Source organism: Tabrizicola sp. (assembly GCF_051645465.1).
Classification (GTDB): Bacteria; Pseudomonadota; Alphaproteobacteria; order Rhodobacterales; family Rhodobacteraceae; genus Tabrizicola.
Window position 1 is genome coordinate 1 of sequence record NZ_JBOFBI010000318.1, and the last position, 15716, is coordinate 15716.

15 protein-coding genes are annotated in these 15716 nt (G+C 66.3%); 9 read left to right on the forward strand and 6 right to left on the reverse strand.

What is annotated here, in order from left to right:
* Together ACRCSW_RS20355 and ACRCSW_RS20360 are read right to left on the reverse strand one after the other, a co-directional pair.
* Positions 1 to 196: hypothetical protein (locus ACRCSW_RS20355; RefSeq protein ID WP_438707479.1), on the reverse strand; the 196-nt coding region annotated here is incomplete at its 3' end.
* A 51-nt stretch (positions 197 to 247) separates the two neighbouring features.
* Positions 248 to 913, reverse strand: a complete 666-nt coding sequence (locus ACRCSW_RS20360; protein ID WP_438707480.1) for a DUF2459 domain-containing protein — start codon at positions 911 to 913, stop codon at positions 248 to 250.
* Between the two features lie 141 nt (positions 914 to 1054).
* On the opposite strand from ACRCSW_RS20360, the gene ACRCSW_RS20365 reads away from it, so the two are divergent.
* Positions 1055 to 1546 carry a hypothetical protein gene (locus ACRCSW_RS20365; RefSeq protein WP_438707481.1) on the forward strand — a complete coding sequence of 164 codons (492 nt, stop codon included), beginning with the start codon at positions 1055 to 1057 and terminating at the stop codon, positions 1544 to 1546.
* On the opposite strand, the gene ACRCSW_RS20370 is transcribed toward ACRCSW_RS20365, so the two are convergent.
* The 3 genes from ACRCSW_RS20370 to ACRCSW_RS20380 form a co-directional block, all read right to left on the reverse strand.
* Complete coding sequence (locus ACRCSW_RS20370; RefSeq protein WP_438707482.1) at positions 1543 to 1728, reverse strand: zinc-finger domain-containing protein; 186 nt, start codon at positions 1726 to 1728, stop codon at positions 1543 to 1545. The genes ACRCSW_RS20365 and ACRCSW_RS20370 overlap by 4 nt on opposite strands.
* An 85-nt stretch (positions 1729 to 1813) precedes the next feature.
* The gene (locus ACRCSW_RS20375) at positions 1814 to 2590 is read right to left on the reverse strand and encodes a hydroxypyruvate isomerase family protein (RefSeq protein ID WP_438707483.1); all 777 of its coding nucleotides are present in this window, start codon (positions 2588 to 2590) and stop codon (positions 1814 to 1816) included.
* A gap of 16 nt (positions 2591 to 2606) precedes the next feature.
* The gene (locus ACRCSW_RS20380) at positions 2607 to 3194 is read right to left on the reverse strand and encodes a DUF1285 domain-containing protein (RefSeq protein ID WP_438707484.1); all 588 of its coding nucleotides are present in this window, start codon (positions 3192 to 3194) and stop codon (positions 2607 to 2609) included.
* Between the two features lie 235 nt (positions 3195 to 3429).
* On the opposite strand from ACRCSW_RS20380, the gene ACRCSW_RS20385 reads away from it, so the two are divergent.
* From ACRCSW_RS20385 to ACRCSW_RS20405, 5 genes are all read left to right on the forward strand, one after another.
* On the forward strand, positions 3430 to 4434 hold the full coding sequence (locus ACRCSW_RS20385) for an AAA family ATPase (protein ID WP_438707485.1): 1005 nt from the start codon (positions 3430 to 3432) through the stop codon (positions 4432 to 4434).
* Positions 4431 to 5303: a DUF58 domain-containing protein gene (locus ACRCSW_RS20390; RefSeq protein ID WP_438707486.1), complete on the forward strand. Its 873-nt coding sequence runs from the start codon at positions 4431 to 4433 to the stop codon at positions 5301 to 5303. Before ACRCSW_RS20385 ends, ACRCSW_RS20390 begins: the two co-directional genes overlap by 4 nt.
* Positions 5303 to 8092: a DUF4159 domain-containing protein gene (locus ACRCSW_RS20395; protein ID WP_438707487.1), complete on the forward strand. Its 2790-nt coding sequence runs from the start codon at positions 5303 to 5305 to the stop codon at positions 8090 to 8092. The genes ACRCSW_RS20390 and ACRCSW_RS20395 overlap by 1 nt, the downstream gene beginning before the upstream one ends.
* Complete coding sequence (locus tag ACRCSW_RS20400) at positions 8089 to 10161, forward strand: hypothetical protein (protein WP_438707488.1); 2073 nt, start codon at positions 8089 to 8091, stop codon at positions 10159 to 10161. Before ACRCSW_RS20395 ends, ACRCSW_RS20400 begins: the two co-directional genes overlap by 4 nt.
* Positions 10162 to 10249: 88 nt before the next feature.
* Positions 10250 to 11029: a hypothetical protein gene (locus tag ACRCSW_RS20405; RefSeq protein ID WP_438707489.1), complete on the forward strand. Its 780-nt coding sequence runs from the start codon at positions 10250 to 10252 to the stop codon at positions 11027 to 11029.
* Between the two features lie 32 nt (positions 11030 to 11061).
* Here the strand turns inward: ACRCSW_RS20405 and ACRCSW_RS20410 are convergent, their stop codons facing one another.
* Entirely contained in the window at positions 11062 to 11751 is a 690-nt protein-coding gene (locus ACRCSW_RS20410; protein ID WP_438707490.1) for a DUF599 domain-containing protein, read from the reverse strand.
* A gap of 80 nt (positions 11752 to 11831) precedes the next feature.
* Here ACRCSW_RS20410 and ACRCSW_RS20415 point away from each other — a divergent pair, with 80 nt between their 5' ends.
* The 3 genes from ACRCSW_RS20415 (at position 11832) to glcF (ending at position 15706) form a co-directional block, all read left to right on the forward strand.
* The gene (locus ACRCSW_RS20415; protein WP_438707491.1) at positions 11832 to 13265 is read left to right on the forward strand and encodes an FAD-linked oxidase C-terminal domain-containing protein; all 1434 of its coding nucleotides are present in this window, start codon (positions 11832 to 11834) and stop codon (positions 13263 to 13265) included.
* A gap of 69 nt (positions 13266 to 13334) precedes the next feature.
* A complete protein-coding gene (locus ACRCSW_RS20420) occupies positions 13335 to 14417 on the forward strand; it encodes an FAD-binding protein (RefSeq protein ID WP_438707492.1) in 1083 nt (360 codons plus the stop codon).
* The gene (glcF, locus tag ACRCSW_RS20425; RefSeq protein WP_438707493.1) at positions 14417 to 15706 is read left to right on the forward strand and encodes a glycolate oxidase subunit GlcF; all 1290 of its coding nucleotides are present in this window, start codon (positions 14417 to 14419) and stop codon (positions 15704 to 15706) included. The genes ACRCSW_RS20420 and glcF overlap by 1 nt, the downstream gene beginning before the upstream one ends.
* Positions 15707 to 15716: the final 10 nt, after the last annotated feature.

Genomic DNA, 15716 nt, shown 5'->3' on the forward strand with positions numbered 1-15716 from the left:
TCACCGCGACATGGGTCGGCATGTCGCCGTTCTTGGTGCCTTCGATGTAGCGAAACAGCATGTTGCAAAAGCCCGCGACCGCGCCGATGGGCAGGCCGTCGGTCTTGCGGGTCAGGGGCGGCAGCGCGTGATAGGCGCGGAAGATGTAGGCCGAGCCGTCGATGAGATGAAGGTGGTGGCCCTTGCCGAAGGTCATGGTCGTCTCCCTGCGAATGGAGGGATTATTGGCAGAAAGGGGGGGCGGGGGCTACCCGGTTTGGTCGGCCAGATGCCAGTTGAGCGACAGGGCGACCGACCAGTTGGCCGGGGTCCAGAGACCGAAGGGGATGCCTGAGGCGCGGAAGGTTTCGCCCAGCCAGACATTGCAGGTGCGGAAAAGGTGGAAGCGACCCTTTGCCGGGAAGAAGGCGTCCGTGACGGAGAAGCCTGGGTGATTGAGTGGTGTTTCGCCGGCGAAAGCGGCGTGGGTCTGGGTGAGGAGCGCCTGGAACTGGGCCTCTGAAAGCTCAAGAAAATGCATCTTTCCCTGATAGTTGAGGCTGCCGATCTCAAGCCGCAGGACCGCGCTGTCGCCGGTTGCGGCAGTGAGGACGGTGCCCGCAGAGATGTCGGCGTAGGTTCCGGTGGAAGTGTAGAACGCGGCGGAGCCCCATCCGAGGAGGAGCCATTCGGCATAGGGGTCATTGAGCGGAACGCCCGCGGCGGCGGCAAAGCCGAAACGGGTGCGGACCTCGGGGGTGAGGGGCAGGAGGATGTCGGTGTGGATCGCGCCCTGGATGAGGCCGATCGTGCGGGTTTTGGGGCCGGAAAGATCTGGGCCGGGGCCGGGGATCAGCGGCAGCGCAAAGGAGGCGGCGAGATAGAGAAACGGTAGGGCGACGACGAGCGCGAGAAGGCGGAGAGTGCTGCGCACAGAATCCATCCCGCGGGCAAGGCGTTGGTTCGAATGCAGACGAAGATAGCGGTCACAACCGCGATCAGGAAGGCAGGAAACGGTTCCCGCGGCGCATTGGCCTTGCCATGCCATCCCACTCGGACGAGGATGCGTAATCGATTGATCAGATGGGAGGTCTGCGTGCCTGGATCTGTTCACCACAGTTTTCTTGTTGTCGGTACCCTCGCCGTTTGGGGACAGTCGGTCCAGGCCGATCAGGCGCCGACCTGCGATCCCGAGACGATGAACTGTTCGCCTCTTGTCGTGTGCATAGAGGCGACTGGCGAGATCATGCGGGGCGCCTCGTTCGGCACGGATTCAGGCCCGTTCCTTGTCCTTTCGGTGAACGGCACGATCTGCGAGGGGACATGGCGCCGCAGTCCCATCGGGCTTGGTCTGGCCGAATTCACCTGCAGCGATGGCCGCAGCGGGAAATCTGCCTTTACATGGTTCGAACCGGAATCTGGAACTGCGGTTGGTTCGGGACAGTTTTCAGACGGAACGGAAGGGCGGTTCTGGAGTGGCAATAATCTAGAGCGCTACTTCCGCGAAGTATCACCCGAAGACCGCCAGCGGATGGCCTGCAGTCCGGATGAAATGTTGACGAGTTAGTGGTCGTCGTGGGCGTGGTCGCGGTCGATGACGTAGCGCTTGTCGCAGTAGCCGCATTCGACAAAGCCGGTGTCCCGAGGGATCGTCAGCCAGACGCGGGGGTGGCCCAAAGCGCCCTCGCCGCCGTCGCAGGCCACTTTCCAGGTGGTGACGGTCTGGGTTTCCGGGGCTTCGATGGGCATGGGCGGCATCCTGTCTGGTCCGGGATCACCTTTAGCGGGGGTGGGCCGGAGAGCACAAGAGAAAGCATTGGGGAGGCGAGCCTTGCTACCCCCCGATCAGCGTTCCGCGTGATTTGAGCGCGGTGAGCCAGCCGAGGCCCTGGGCCGTGCCTTTGGCGGGGCGATATTCGGCGGCGATCCAGGTGCCGGGGCACTGGGTGTCGATCCGGTCGCAGAGATCGGGGAGTGAGAAGCCGCCGCCGCCGGGCTCGTTCCGGGCGGGGAAGCCCGCGATCTGGACGTGATTGATGTGATGGTGGTGGTCTTCCCAGACCAGGCCCGCATCGCCATGAAGCCGCGCGGCGTGCCAGAGGTCGAACTGCAGCCCGATCCGGGGATTGGCAAGGTCGTCCAGGATGCGGGCGGCCTGGTCGTAGTCGTTCAGGAAGTACCCCGGCATGTCGTCGGGGTTCAGAGGTTCGAGCGTCAGGGTAAGCCCGGGCGCTTCGGCAAGTGCCCAGGTCAGGTTTTCGGTATAGCACTGTTCGGCCTGCGGGCCCTTTGCGACCCCGGCCATCACATGGAGCCTGCCGGCATTGAGGCGGGTCGCATAGTCGGCGGCGCGAAGGAAGCTTTCGCGGAACTTAAGCTCCATCCCCGGCACGGCGGCAAAACCACGGTCGCCGCTGGTCCAGTCGCCGGGCGGGGTATTGATGAGTGCGAGGGGAAGGCCGTTCAGCGCGCGCTCCCAGTCGGCGATGGGCTGTTCATAGGGGAAGAGCACCTCGACCCCGTCGAAACCACAGCGGGCCGCCCAGTCGGGGCGATCGAGCATGGGAACCTCGGTGAAGAGAAGCGTCAGGTTCGCGGCAAAACGAGGCATTCCGGTCGGGGGCCTTTCACGGCAGTGCGGGCGGCGGCAATTCGGACGACGGGATGACCGGGAAGAACTGCCCCGAGGACCAAAGACCGAACCACATCTGCCCGTCAAGTGTGTGATGGCTTCCAAGATCGACGAGACGGTAAAAGGATTTGCGGTCGATGAGCGCCCAGAGGTTGGACCGGACAAGGATATAGGGCGAGGGTTCCCCGGTTTTCGGGTCGCGGTTGACCTTCAGCGGGTGGTCGGGGCCGAGGGTGGCTTCGTCCTCGGTCCTGGTGGTGAAGGTGAGGATCTGGGTCTCGCCCTGGCCCTCAATCTCGAAGTCGATGGCGAGGAGGGGCGCGTCATCGACCTTGATGCCGACCTTCTCGACCGGGGTCACAAGGAAGTAGTCGTCGCCTTCGCGCTTCAGGATCGACGAGAAGAGCTTCACCAAGGGTGCGCGGCCAATGGGAGTGCCGAGGTAGAACCAGGTGCCGTCGCGGGCAATGCGCATGTCGAGATCGCCGCAGAAGGGGGGGTTCCACAGATGCACCGGCGGCGGGCCTTTCTTGGAGGCCGCTTTGGCCGCGGCGGCGAGGGTGTCGGCGTTTGGCTCGGGCATCGCACCAGTGTAACCAAGGTAGGGCGGGGCGCAACGGGGCGGATGAGGACGGTGCGTTGGGGTGGGGGCTAAATTTCTTGAGTAAGAAATTTGTCAAAATCCTTGCTTAAGGATTTTGGGTCTCTGGGGGCACGGAAATCTCACGATCATTTGTGTCAAGTCGCCTTTTGCCATTTGTGCCGGGCGGGATACTTCGGTCTAATGGAACAGGATCACCCTGAAGGGAGCATTGGGTATGGCTGACGCAAAGGCGCTGGTGGCGGAGATCGAAGCGCTGGGCGCCAGCCTGGGAGAGGCGAAGGCCTCGATCAACCACCGCTTCATCGGGCAGGAGAAGGTGGTGGACCTTGTGCTGGCCTCGATGCTCTGCGGGGGTCATGCTCTTCTTGTTGGGCTGCCGGGGTTGGGCAAAACCCGTCTGGTGGATACGCTTGGCACTGTGATGGGGCTTAAGGCGAACCGCATCCAGTTCACGCCGGACCTGATGCCCGCGGATATTCTGGGGTCAGAGGTCCTTGAGACCGCGGCGGACGGTGCGCGGGCGTTTCGATTCCTGGAAGGGCCGATCTTCTGTCAGCTTCTGATGGCGGACGAGATCAACCGGGCTTCGCCCCGGACGCAATCGGCGCTGCTGCAGGCGATGCAGGAGAAGGAAGTGACGATTGCCGGGCAGCACCGGCCGCTGGGCAAGCCGTTCCATGTGCTGGCGACGCAGAACCCGATCGAGCAGGAGGGGACCTATCCGCTGCCCGAGGCGCAGCTGGACCGGTTCCTGGTGCAGGTGGACGTCGACTATCCGACCCGCGAAACCGAGCGGGACATTCTGATTGCCACGACGGGGTCCGAAGAGGCGGAGGCGCATCAGGTCTTTACCGCGGCGGAGCTGATCGCGGCGCAGGGCGTGATCCGGCGGATGCCGGTCGGCGAGCAGGTGGTCGAGGCGATCCTGGATCTGGTCCGGGCGTGCCGTCCGGGCGAGGCAGAGGGGCGGGATCTGGCGGATTCGCTGTCCTGGGGTCCTGGGCCGCGGGCGGCGCAGGCGCTGATGCTGACGGTCCGGGCGCGGGCCCTGCTGGAAGGGCGGCTGGCGCCGTCGGTCAGCGATGTCGCGGCTCTGGCTCAGGCGGTTCTGGTGCACCGGATGGCGCTTTCGTTTGCGGCGCGTGCGCGGGGCGAGACTCTGGCGGGCATCATCGGGCGCGTCACCAACCGTGTGCTCGGGCTTGAGGCGGCGGCGTGAGTGTAGCCCCCGATCTGCGGACCCGGGCAGAAGCGCTGGGGCAGACTCTGCCGCCGCTTCTAGCCGAGGCCGAGATGCTGGCTTCGACCGTCATGCTGGGTGAGCATGGGCGCCGTCGCGCCGGTCTGGGGGATGAGTTCTGGCAGTACCGACCGGCGCATGCGGGCGATTCGGCAAAGACGATCGACTGGCGCCGCTCGGCCCGGTCGGATGCGCATTTCGTGCGCGAGCGGGAATGGCAGGCGGCGCAGTCGGTGACGATCTGGGTCGATCCGGCGAAGTCGATGTCATTCACCGGGGACAAGGGCCGGGCACCGAAGTCGGACCGGGCCAAGCTTCTGGGGCTGGCGCTGGCGGTCCTGCTCCTTCGGGGCGGAGAGCGGGTGGGCCTTGCCGGGCTGGCGCATCCGCGGTCGGGGCGGGCTCAGTTGCTGCGGCTTGCGGCGCGGCTTTCGGGCGAGGCGGCGGATGAGGAATATGGCGCGCCGGAGACCGAGGGCATGGTGAGCCACGGTCGGGGCGTGTTCCTGTCGGATTTCCTGGGCGATCTGGCCGGGATCGAGGCGGGTCTTGCGCGGGCGGCGGATCGGGGGGTGAAGGGTGTCCTGATCCAGGTGCTGGACCCGGCGGAGGAGGAGTTTCCGTTCGACGGCCGCACGATCTTTGAATCGATGGGCGGCACGATGCAGCACGAAACGCTGCGGGCGAGCGATCTGCGGACGCGCTATCTCGCGCGGCTGGCGGAGCGGAAGGACCGCCTGAGCACGCTCGCACGTGCGGTCGGCTGGCATTTCACCACGCATCACACCGGAAACCCTGCGCAGTCGGCGCTTCTGTGGGCCTATGCCGCGCTGAAAGGGGGGCATTGATGTTCGCCATTGGCCCCATCGGCTTTGCGGTTCCCTGGCTTCTGCTGGCGCTGATCGCGTTGCCGATCCTGTGGATATTGCTCCGCGCCGTGCCGCCTGCGCCGATCCGGCGACGGTTTCCCGGTGTGGCCCTCCTTCTGGGGCTGAAGGACGAAGAGACCGAGACTGACCGCACGCCCTGGTGGCTTCTGCTTCTGCGGATGCTGGCGGTGGCGGCGGCGATCATCGGGTTTGCCGGGCCGGTCCTGAACCCCGATGAGCGGGTGGCGGGCAGCGGTCCCCTGATGATCATCGTGGATGGCAGCTGGGCGGATGCACGTGACTGGCAAGAGCGGGTGGAGAAGGCCGAGGCGCTGGTCGAGGAAGCCGGGGTCGAGGGTCGGCCGGTCGCGCTGGTCAGGCTGACCGATGCGCCGCAGCCGGTGGAGTTCCAGACGGCCGAGGCCTGGGCGGGCCGGGTCGCGGGATTGCAGCCGCAGGCCTGGGCGCCCGCCGCGATGGCGGAATGGGCTGCGGTTTTGCCGGAAGGGCGGTTCGAGACGGTGTGGCTGTCGGACGGGCTGGCGCATGCGGGCCGGGAAGAGCTGACGGAAGCCTTGCAGGACAAGGGCACTCTGCGGGTGATTCAGACCTCGCGTCCCGTGTTCGGTCTGCACCCCGCGGCCTTCGCCGATGGCAAGATTGTCATCTCGGCCAGCCGGATGCCCGCCGAGGGCACGGCTTCGGTCGATGTCGTTGCGCAGGGGCCCGATCCGGCGGGGATCGAGCGTGACCTTGGTCGCGTCACGCTGGAGTTCGCGGCCGGAGAAGAGCGGGCCGAGGCCGCGCTGGACATGCCGCCCGAGGTGCGCAACCGGGTGACCCGGTTCGAGCTTGAGGCTGCACGCACGGCGGGCGCCGTCAGCCTGGCGGACGACAGCCTGAAGCGGCGCAAGATCGCGCTGATCCGGCTGGGGTCGGAACAGGAACAGCTGCAGCTTCTGTCGCCGCTGCACTATCTGCGGCAGGCGCTGGCTCCGGTGGCCGACATCATTGAAACCAACCTGATCGACTCGCTTCTGGCCAATCCGGATGTGGTGATCCTGTCGGACGTGGCGGGCCTGACCGATGCCGAAAACGAGGCGGCGCTGGAATGGGTGGAGAAGGGCGGTCTTCTCTTGCGCTTTGCGGGGCCACTGCTCGCGGCGAGCGATGTCAGCCGGGTGACCGAAGACCCGCTGATGCCGGTCCGCTTGCGCGAAGGTGGACGGACCGTCGGCGGCGCGATGAGCTGGGGCGAGCCGAAGGCGCTGGCGCCGTTCCAGGAGGGCTCGCCCTTCTTCGGGCTGATCGCGCCCCCCGACGTGGTGGTGCGCGAGCAGGTTCTGGCCCAGCCCGACCCGCTTCTGGCCGAGCGGACGATTGCGGCGCTGGATGACGGGACGCCCCTGATGACGCGGAAGATCGTGGGATCGGGGCAGGTGGTGCTGGTCCACGTGACGGCGAATGCGGAGTGGTCGTCGCTGCCGTTGTCCGGCCTCTTCGTGCAGATGCTGGAGCGGCTGGCGGTGTCCACGAAGCCCGCCCAGCCCGAGGCCGAGGATCTGAAAGGTCAGACCTGGGTGCCGCAGGTGGTGCTGGATGTCTACGGTCAGGCGAAGGATGCCGGAGAGCTGCCTGGGGTCGAGGGCGAGAAGCTGGCGGCCGCGATTGCGGGCGGACCCACGGCCGAGCTGCAGCCAGGGCTTTATGCCGGGGCCGAGCGGCGGGTGGCGCTGAATGTCATCGCGGCCGAGACCGAGCTTCTGGCAGCGGATTGGCCGGCAAGTGTGCCGGTTGACCAGCTGGAGGGGCGTGTGGCGCAGGCGTTGAAGGGTGTGTTCCTTACGGCAGGTCTGGCGTTCCTTCTGGCCGATGTGCTGGCGGCGCTTTGGCTTTCGGGGCGGCTTGGCGGGCTTCGGCGTGGCGCGGCCGGGATGCTGCTGGCGTTCCTGGTGCTGCAGCCGCAAGGCGCGCGGGCGCAGGACGCCACGGACCCTCCACCCGACGACGCGTTTGCGCTGGAGGCGACCAACGCGCTGGTGCTGGCCTATGTGATCACCGGCGATCCGCGGATCGACGAAATATCTCGCGCGGGGCTTCTGGGGCTGAGCGACAAGCTTTGGCAGCGCACCTCGATCGAACCGATGATGCCGATTGGCGTCGATATCGAGAAGGACGAGCTGGCCTTCTTCCCGTTCCTGTACTGGCCGATCCCGCAGGGGCAGGCGCAGCCTTCGGATGCGGCCTACGCCAAGCTGAACCAGTATCTGCGGACTGGGGGCATGATCCTCTTCGACACGCGCGATGGGGATGTGGCGGGCTATGGCGGCGGGACGACTCCCGAAGGGCAGACCTTGCAGGTGATCGCCTCGGGCCTTGATATCCCGCCCCTGGAGCCTTTGCCGACGGACCATGTGCTGACCCGGACCTTCTACCTGCTGCAGGACTTTCCGGGCCGCCATCAGGGTGGCGAGGTCTGGGTCGAGGCGGCTCCGAATGCGGCCGCCGAGGCTGAGGAAGGCATGCCGTTCCGCAACCTCAACGACGGCGTGACGCCGGTGGTGATCGGGGGGGCAGACTGGGCTTCGGCCTGGGCCACGGACGATTCAGGTGTGCCGATCGTGCCCGTGGGGCGCGGATTTGCGGGCGAACAGCAGCGCGAGGTCGCCTATCGCTTCGGGGTCAACCTGATCATGTATGTGCTGACCGGGAACTATAAGTCGGATCAGGTGCACGTGCCTGCCCTTCTGGAAAGGCTGGGGCAATGACGCAAACGGTGGTCTTTGCGCCCCTGGTCGACTGGCTGGTGATCTATGTCCTGGCCGGGGTTGCGCTGGTGCTCGTCGTGCTGGCGCTGTGGCGGGGCCTCTCGGGCTGGTGGCTGCGGGCGCTGGGGTGTGCGGCGCTTCTGGCGGCGCTGGCGAACCCGGCCTTGCAGGAGGAAGAGCGGCAGAACCTGTCGGACATCGTCATTCTGGTGGTGGATGAAAGCGCGAGCCAGGGCCTGGGCAACCGCCGGGCCCAGACTGAAGGCGCCGTTGCGGCCATCGAGGCCGAGATTGCCCGGCTGCCGAATACGGAGCTTCGCATCCACAAGGTGGGCGACGGCGAGGAGGACGCGGGAACGCTGGCGCTGACCGCGCTGGCCGAGGCGCTGGCGGAAGAGCCGCGTGCGCGGGTGGCGGGCGCGATCATGGTCACGGACGGGCGGGTGCACGATCTGGGGCTGGTTCCGAACCTGCCCGCACCCCTGCAGATACTGCTGACTGGAGAGGAAGCGGACTGGGACCGCAGGATCGTGGTCAAGAATGCCCCGGCCTTTGCGATCATCGGCGAGGAGTTCCAGCTGCAGCTGCGGGTGGAGGACATCGGCGGCGTGCCGCGCTCGGCGGGGACGGAAGTGGACCTTACGATCACGGTCGATGCCGAGGAACCGATGACCTATACCGTGGCGATGAACGAGGATCTGGAGCTGCCGGTCACCCTGCCGCACGGCGGGGCGAACGTGCTCCAGTTCTCGGTCGCACCGGTCGAGGGCGAGATCACCGACCGCAACAATGCCGTTGCCGTGCAGATCAACGGGGTCCGGGACCGGCTGCGGGTTCTGCTCGTCAGCGGCGAGCCGCATGCGGGCGAGCGGGTCTGGCGAAACCTGCTGAAATCGGACGCGGCGGTGGATCTGGTGCATTTCACCATCCTTCGGCCCCCGGAAAAGCAGGATGGCGTGCCGGTTGACGAGCTGTCGCTGATCGCTTTCCCGACGCGGGAGCTTTTCGTCGAGAAGATCGACGAGTTCGACCTGATCATCTTCGACCGCTACCGGATGCGGGGCATCCTGCCGATGTCCTATATCGAGAACGTGGTGAACTACGTGAGGAACGGCGGCACCGTGCTTGTCGCCGCAGGGCCGGAGTTCGGGGCGGTGGACAGCCTCTACCGCTCGCCCCTGGCGGAAATTCTGCCGGTCGCGCCGACGTCGCAGGTGATCGAAGAGGGGTATCGCCCGGCGCTGACGGACCTTGGCCGTCGTCATCCCGTGACGGAAGGGCTGGAGGCTGAGGCGCCGGAGGGCGGCTGGGGCCGCTGGTTCCGGCTGATCGAGGTCGAACAGACGGACGGCCAGGTGCTGATGTCGGGGCCGAATGACCTGCCGCTTCTGGTTCTGAACCGGGTGGATCAGGGGCGGGTCGCAGTGCTGGCGTCGGACCATGCGTGGCTCTGGGGCCGAGGCTATGAGGGCGGCGGGCCGCAGCTGGAACTTCTCCGCCGCCTCGCCCACTGGATGCTGAAAGAGCCGGAGCTGGAGGAAGAGACCCTGACGGCCGAGGTGAATGACGAGGTCATGACGATCACCCGCCGGACGCTGGAGGAGACCGCGCCGGGCCCCGTGACGGTGACCGGGCCGGACGGCACCACGACTGAACTTGCGATGCCGATGGTGACGCCCGGGAAGTATGAGACCAAGTGGCAGGCGCCGGCGCTGGGGCTTTACCGGCTGGAGCAGGGTGAGCTGACGCGCGTCATCTCGGTCGGCCCCGCCACCCCGCGGGAGTTTGTCGAGACGATCGCCTCGGGCGATGAGCTTCGGCCGATGGCAGAGGCGACAAAGGGTGGCGTCACGCGGCTTGAGGACGGGTATCCCGATATCCGCGAGGTCGGCGAGGGACGGCTGGCGGTCGGACGCGGCTGGATCGGGATCACTCCGCGGCAGGCGTATCTTACGACCGACCTGAACGTCGTGGCGCTGCTGCCCGCCTGGGCCTGGCTTCTGCTGGCGGCAGGGTTCGCGGTTGCAGCCTGGCTGGTCGAGGGCCGGAAGGGCGCCAAGGTGGCGTAACTTCGCCATCTCGCCTTACTCTGCATCGTTTGCGAGTCCCGAACGTGACCAGATCGCGCGTTGTTCCAATGGCTTGATGAGGCGGCAATTGCTGAGGCCCATTGGCGAGCTTTCCCGTTGCGACCCGTCCGGACGGTTGCCGCGACTTGGGGTGGTTCCTGGTGAGCCGTGGAGCAGCTATTCGAAATCTGCGGTCGACCAGCTGGTGTCGTCTTTGGGCGGCAACCTTGTAGGCATCGCTCTCCGTGGCTCTGTTGCGAGGTCACGGGCGATTGTGGGTGTATCGGATCTTGATCTTGTGGTTGTTACGACCGATCCCGTTGATGAGGTCAAACCAATCGAGTTCCCTGAAGCTCATGGCCCGAGCATCGACATGGTTCTGCTTACGCAGACGGAGTTCTTGCAAGGCAAGAAGGCAGCTTGGTTGCGCTTCCATCTGGCCTATTCCGGTTGGACAGTATGGGGGGCGGACATCGTAGGCGCATTGCCCGCCCCAACACTTGGGCGGCATGCGATAGCACATCTGAAAGGGCTGGCCCGCTGGTTGCCGGACTGGCGGCGGATGTTCCTTGAGGAGACAACCGACGCCGGGAAAAAAGAGGTGTGCGCCTGGGTCATGAAACGGTCAGTCAGATCGGTCTTTGAAAGCGTCATGCTGGCCGAAGGGGTCTACTCGAGAGACATCTATCCATGCCTGGTCGTCGCCAAGCGCTGCTATCCGAGCCATGCCGCGGTGTTGACGGAAGCCGCTCAGCTGTCAGTTTGCCCGGTCGCAGATGTCAAGCAGCTGGATGGGGTGATGCCCCCCTTGACCGCGGTTCTGCATGAAGCCTTCCAGGCGTTCTATGGACGTAGTGCGCCGACTTGAGATCGACCAAGCCAGTTGTCGGAAGGTTTGCCTTACGGCTCACGCTGCAGGATCACCCGGCGTGAGGCCGAGGCGAATTCGCGGCGGAGGAGGATGCCGGTCGCGAACACGGTGCCGATGAGGAGGCCCCAGGGACCGAGAAGCCAGCCGAGGGCCGCGAGGGCGAAGTAGATCGACCGGATGCCCCGGTTGAAGCTTTTCGCGGCGGTGATGTTGATTTCCGCGGCCTGACCCGCGCGGTGGAAGGCCACGGGGTCTTCGGGGTTGTTCGGAACCGCGGCCATCAGGATCGAGCAATAGCCGAAAAGCCGGTTGGCCCAGATGAATTTCAGAAGCGCGTTGGCCAGGAAGCCGATGACCGGCAGCATGCGAAGCGCTACATCCGGGCCGGTGCCGGGAAGGGGCAGCTCATCCGCCAGCCTTTGGACGGCGGCGGCGTTGCCGATCACCGCGACCCCGCCGCCAATGGCGATCATCGAGGCTGAGGCGAAGAAGGCCGTGCCCTGGCGCAGCGAGTCGATCAGTTGCGCGTCGAAGATGCGGGGATTGCGGGTGACGAAAGTGCGCATCCAGTCGCGACGGTACTCCTCCATCAGAAGCGAGACCGAGGGGAGCGACTTCGGCGGGTGCTCGCTAAGCCAGCCGGAGATCAGCCAGGCCACCAGGAGAAGCCCGAGGAGGATCAGGTCAAGCTGGGGAATAGCGCCGAGGGTTATCGTCATGGGCCGACAGTAGGGGCGGGGTTTTTCCTTGTCAGTACGCAAAATTGGTTATATTTATTTACCAGTCAAAGGGGTCTTCCATGGAAATGCCGGTGCCGGATGCGGGCGTGATCGCGCGGAAAGCGCGGATCCTGCAGCGCTTGCAGGCAGTTCTGCCAAAGGATGCGGTGATCGAGGCGCCCGAGGAGCTCCGCGCTTACGAATGCGATGCCCTGACCGCCTATCGCTGCCCGCCGCTCGCAGCGATCCTGCCGCGGACGACCGAGGAGGTTGCCGCGGCCTTGCGGGTCTGCTGGGAAGAGGGCGTGCCGGTCGTGCCGCGGGGGGCGGGTACTTCGCTGGCAGGTGGGTCGATGCCGACGGCGGATTCGGTGATCCTGGGCGTCGCGCGGATGAATGCGGTGATCGAGACGGATTACGAGAACCGCTTCATCCGGGTGCAGTCGGGGCGGACCAACCTGTCGGTTTCGGGCGCGGTCGAGGCGGAGGGGTTCTTCTATGCGCCGGACCCGTCCAGCCAGCTTGCCTGTGCGATTGCCGGGAACATCGCGATGAACTCGGGCGGGGCGCATTGCCTGAAGTATGGGGTGACAACGAACAACCTTCTTGGCGTCCGGCTGGTGAAGATGGACGGCACGGTGGTCACTCTGGGCGGCCCCTGGGGCGAGCCTGCGGGGCTGGATCTGCTGGGCGTCGTGTGCGGGTCGGAGGGGCAGCTTGGCGTGGTGACCGAAGCGTGGCTTCGGATCCTGCCGAAGCCCGAGGGCGCGCGGCCGGTGATGGCGGGCTTTGCATCGAACGAGGTGGCGGGGGCCTGCGTAGCGGACATCATCAAGGCGGGCATCCTGCCGGTGGCGATCGAGTTCATGGACCGGATGCTGATCCGCGTCTGCGAAGAGTTTGCCGGGGCGGGCTACCCGGAGTGCGAGGCGTTGTTGATCATCGAGGTCGAGGGGTCGGAGGCCGAGATCGACGAGCAGTTGGGCGCGATCAAAGAGATCGCCCGCAAGCACGACCCGGTGGCTTTGGTCGAGGCCGAGGACGAGGCACAGGCCAAGCGCATCTGGCTGGGGCGGAAGTCGGCGTTTTCGGCGATCGGGCGGATATCGGACTACATGTGCCTGGACGGGACGATCCCGGTTTCGAGCCTCCCGTATGTCTTGCGCCGGATCGGTGAGATGAGTGTGGAGTTCGGGCTGCCGGTCGGGAATGTGTTCCATGCGGGAGACGGGAACATGCATCCGCTGATCCTCTATGACGCGAACAAGCCGGGCGATCTGGAGACCTGCGAGCGGTTCGGGGCGGAGGTGTTGAAGCTGTGCGTCGAGGTGGGGGGGTGTCTGACCGGCGAGCATGGCGTGGGGATCGAGAAGCGCGACCTGATGGGGGTGCAGTTTTCGGGCGCCGATATGGAGGCGCAGATGCGGGTGAAGGATGTGTTCGATCCGAAATGGCTGCTGAACCCGTCGAAGGTGTTTCCGCTGGAGACGAGTGCGGCGCGGCGTGCGGGCTGAGAGGGCGGACCGGGGGTTTCACACCCCCGGACCCCCGTGGGATATTTGTGGACAAAGAATGAGCGTGCGATGCGGCCTGTGACCGAGGCGGAACTGGCGGAGGCGGTGGCTGGGGTGGCGGGACCGCTTCTGGTGCGCGGGGGCGGCACGCGGACCCTGGGCCATGCGGTGGGCGAGGTTCTGGAAACCGGCGGGCTGTTCGGAGTGGAGCTTTACGAGCCGGGCGCCCTGACGCTGGTGGTGCGGGCCGGAACGCCCCTGTCCGAGGTCGAGCGCGTTCTGGCGGGAGAGCGGCAACGGCTGGCCTTCGAGCCGCCGGACCTGCGGGGGCTTCTGGGGCGCGAGGGGGTATCGACGATTGGCGGGGTTGTCGCGGCGAACGCGAGCGGACCGCGGCGGGTGCAGGCAGGGGCGTGTCGCGACGCAACTCTGGGGGTGCGGTTTGTCGACGGCAGCGGAACGGTGGTGAAGAACGGCGGGCGGGTGATGAAGAACGTCACCGGCTATGACCTGGTGAAGCTGCTGGCCGGTAGCCGGGGGGTCCTGGGGGTGTTGAGCGAGGTGTCGCTGAAGGTTCAGGCCGTGCCCGATGCCGAGGCCACGCTGGTGGTCGAGGGGCTTGGGGACGAGGCCGGCCTTGCGGCGCTGCGGGCGGGGCTGAAGTCTCCGCACGACATCTCGGGGGCGGCGCGGCATTCGGGGCGGTCGCTGATCCGGGTGGAGGGTATGATGGGGTCGGTGGCGTATCGGGTGGGCCGGTTGCGCGCGTTGGTGGGTGGGGATGTGACGGTAGTCGAGGGCGAGGCTTCAGCGGTGCTGTGGCGCGAGGTGCGGGATGTGGCGCCGTTCGCCGGGAAGCAAGGTGACGTTTGGCGGCTGGCCTGCCTGCCGACGGCGGCGGCGGAGATCGTCGCGCGGCTGGAGGGCGAGGCGATCTGGGATTGGGGCGGGGGCCTCATCTGGCTGTTGGCCGAGCCGGGTCGTGGCTCCGAGGTTGCGGCGGCCGTTGCCGGACGGGGGCATGCCACGCTGGTGCGGGGCGAGGGCGGGCCGGTCTTTCCGCCGGAAGCGACAGAGGTCGCGGCACTGGTGGCAGGGCTGAAGGCCAAGTTCGACCCGAGATCGGTTCTCAACCGCGGGATGGTGGGCTGATGCAGACGACGTTCACCCCCGAGCAGCTGAAGGACCCCGGTATCGCGCGGTCGAACGAGATTCTGCGGTCCTGCGTGCATTGCGGCTTCTGCACGGCGACCTGCCCGACCTATCAGGTGCTTGGCGACGAACTGGATTCGCCAAGGGGCCGGATCTACCTGATCAAGAACATGCTCGAGACGGGCCGTCCGGCGGACGAGAAGACAGTCAAGCACATCGACCGGTGCCTTTCGTGCCTGGCCTGCATGACGACCTGCCCCTCGGGCGTGCACTACATGCATCTGGTCGATCATGCCCGGGCGCATATCGAGAAGACCTACAAGCGGCCTTTGATGGACCGGGTGCTGCGGGGGGTTCTGGCGCGGATCATCCCCTATCCGGGGCGGTTCCGGCTGGCGCTTCTGGCAGCGAAGATCGGGCGGCCGTTCGCGCGCCTGATGCCGGACGCGCGGCTGAGGGCAATGCTGGAGATGGCGCCGAAGGCGATCCCGCCGGTCAGCCGCAATGACGACCCACAGGTCTTCCCGGCGGTGGGCGAGCGGCGGATGCGGGTTGCGCTGATGACGGGCTGCGCGCAGAAGGCGCTGAACACGGATATCAACGATGCGACGATCCGGCTTTTGACACGGCTTGGCTGCGAGGTGGTGGTCGCGAAGGGTGCGGGGTGCTGCGGGGCGCTTACGCATCACATGGGGAAGGAGGGCCTGGCGCATGGGTCGGCGGCCGTCAACATCCGGGCCTGGATGGCTGAGAAGCAGCAGCATGGCCTTGATGCGATTGTGATCAACACCTCGGGCTGCGGCACGACGGTGAAGGACTACGGGCACATGTTCCGCAACGATCCAGCGCTGGCCGGGGATGCAAAGACCGTGGCGGAGTTGGCCCGCGACGTGAGCGAGCTTCTGGCCAAGATCGGCCTGCCCGAAGGTCCGCCCAAGGGTATGCGGGTTGCCTATCACGCGGCCTGCTCGCTGCAGCACGGCCAGCAGATCAAGACGGCACCGAAGGATTTGCTGAAGCGCGCAGGGTTCCAGGTGGTGGAGCCGGCGGACAGCCACCTTTGCTGCGGGTCGGCGGGGACCTACAACCTTCTGCAGCCGACGATCAGCCAGGAGCTGAAGGCGCGCAAGGTTGCGACGCTGGAGGCGAAGGCGCCGCAGGTGATCGCCGCGGGGAACATCGGTTGCATGATGCAGATCGGGTCGGGGACCAGCATCCCGGTCGTGCATACTGTCGAGCTGCTGGACTGGGCGACGGGCGGACCGAAGCCAAAGGCATTGCAAGGGTGAGGCAAGCCTC

What these genes read in the sequence shown, in the direction of transcription:
- ACRCSW_RS20370 (WP_438707482.1), bottom strand. Translation starts at nt 1,728, where the DNA reads ATGCCCATCGAAGCCCCGGAAACCCAGACCGTCACCACCTGGAAAGTG.
- ACRCSW_RS20375 (WP_438707483.1), bottom strand. Translation starts at nt 2,590, where the DNA reads ATGCCTCGTTTTGCCGCGAACCTGACGCTTCTCTTCACCGAGGTTCCC.
- ACRCSW_RS20380 (WP_438707484.1), bottom strand. Translation starts at nt 3,194, where the DNA reads ATGCCCGAGCCAAACGCCGACACCCTCGCCGCCGCGGCCAAAGCGGCC.
- ACRCSW_RS20385 (WP_438707485.1), top strand. Translation starts at nt 3,430, where the DNA reads ATGGCTGACGCAAAGGCGCTGGTGGCGGAGATCGAAGCGCTGGGCGCC.
- ACRCSW_RS20395 (WP_438707487.1), top strand. Translation starts at nt 5,303, where the DNA reads ATGTTCGCCATTGGCCCCATCGGCTTTGCGGTTCCCTGGCTTCTGCTG.
- ACRCSW_RS20400 (WP_438707488.1), top strand. Translation starts at nt 8,089, where the DNA reads ATGACGCAAACGGTGGTCTTTGCGCCCCTGGTCGACTGGCTGGTGATC.
- ACRCSW_RS20410 (WP_438707490.1), bottom strand. Translation starts at nt 11,751, where the DNA reads ATGACGATAACCCTCGGCGCTATTCCCCAGCTTGACCTGATCCTCCTC.
- ACRCSW_RS20415 (WP_438707491.1), top strand. Translation starts at nt 11,832, where the DNA reads ATGGAAATGCCGGTGCCGGATGCGGGCGTGATCGCGCGGAAAGCGCGG.
- ACRCSW_RS20420 (WP_438707492.1), top strand. Translation starts at nt 13,335, where the DNA reads ATGCGGCCTGTGACCGAGGCGGAACTGGCGGAGGCGGTGGCTGGGGTG.
- glcF (WP_438707493.1), top strand. Translation starts at nt 14,417, where the DNA reads ATGCAGACGACGTTCACCCCCGAGCAGCTGAAGGACCCCGGTATCGCG.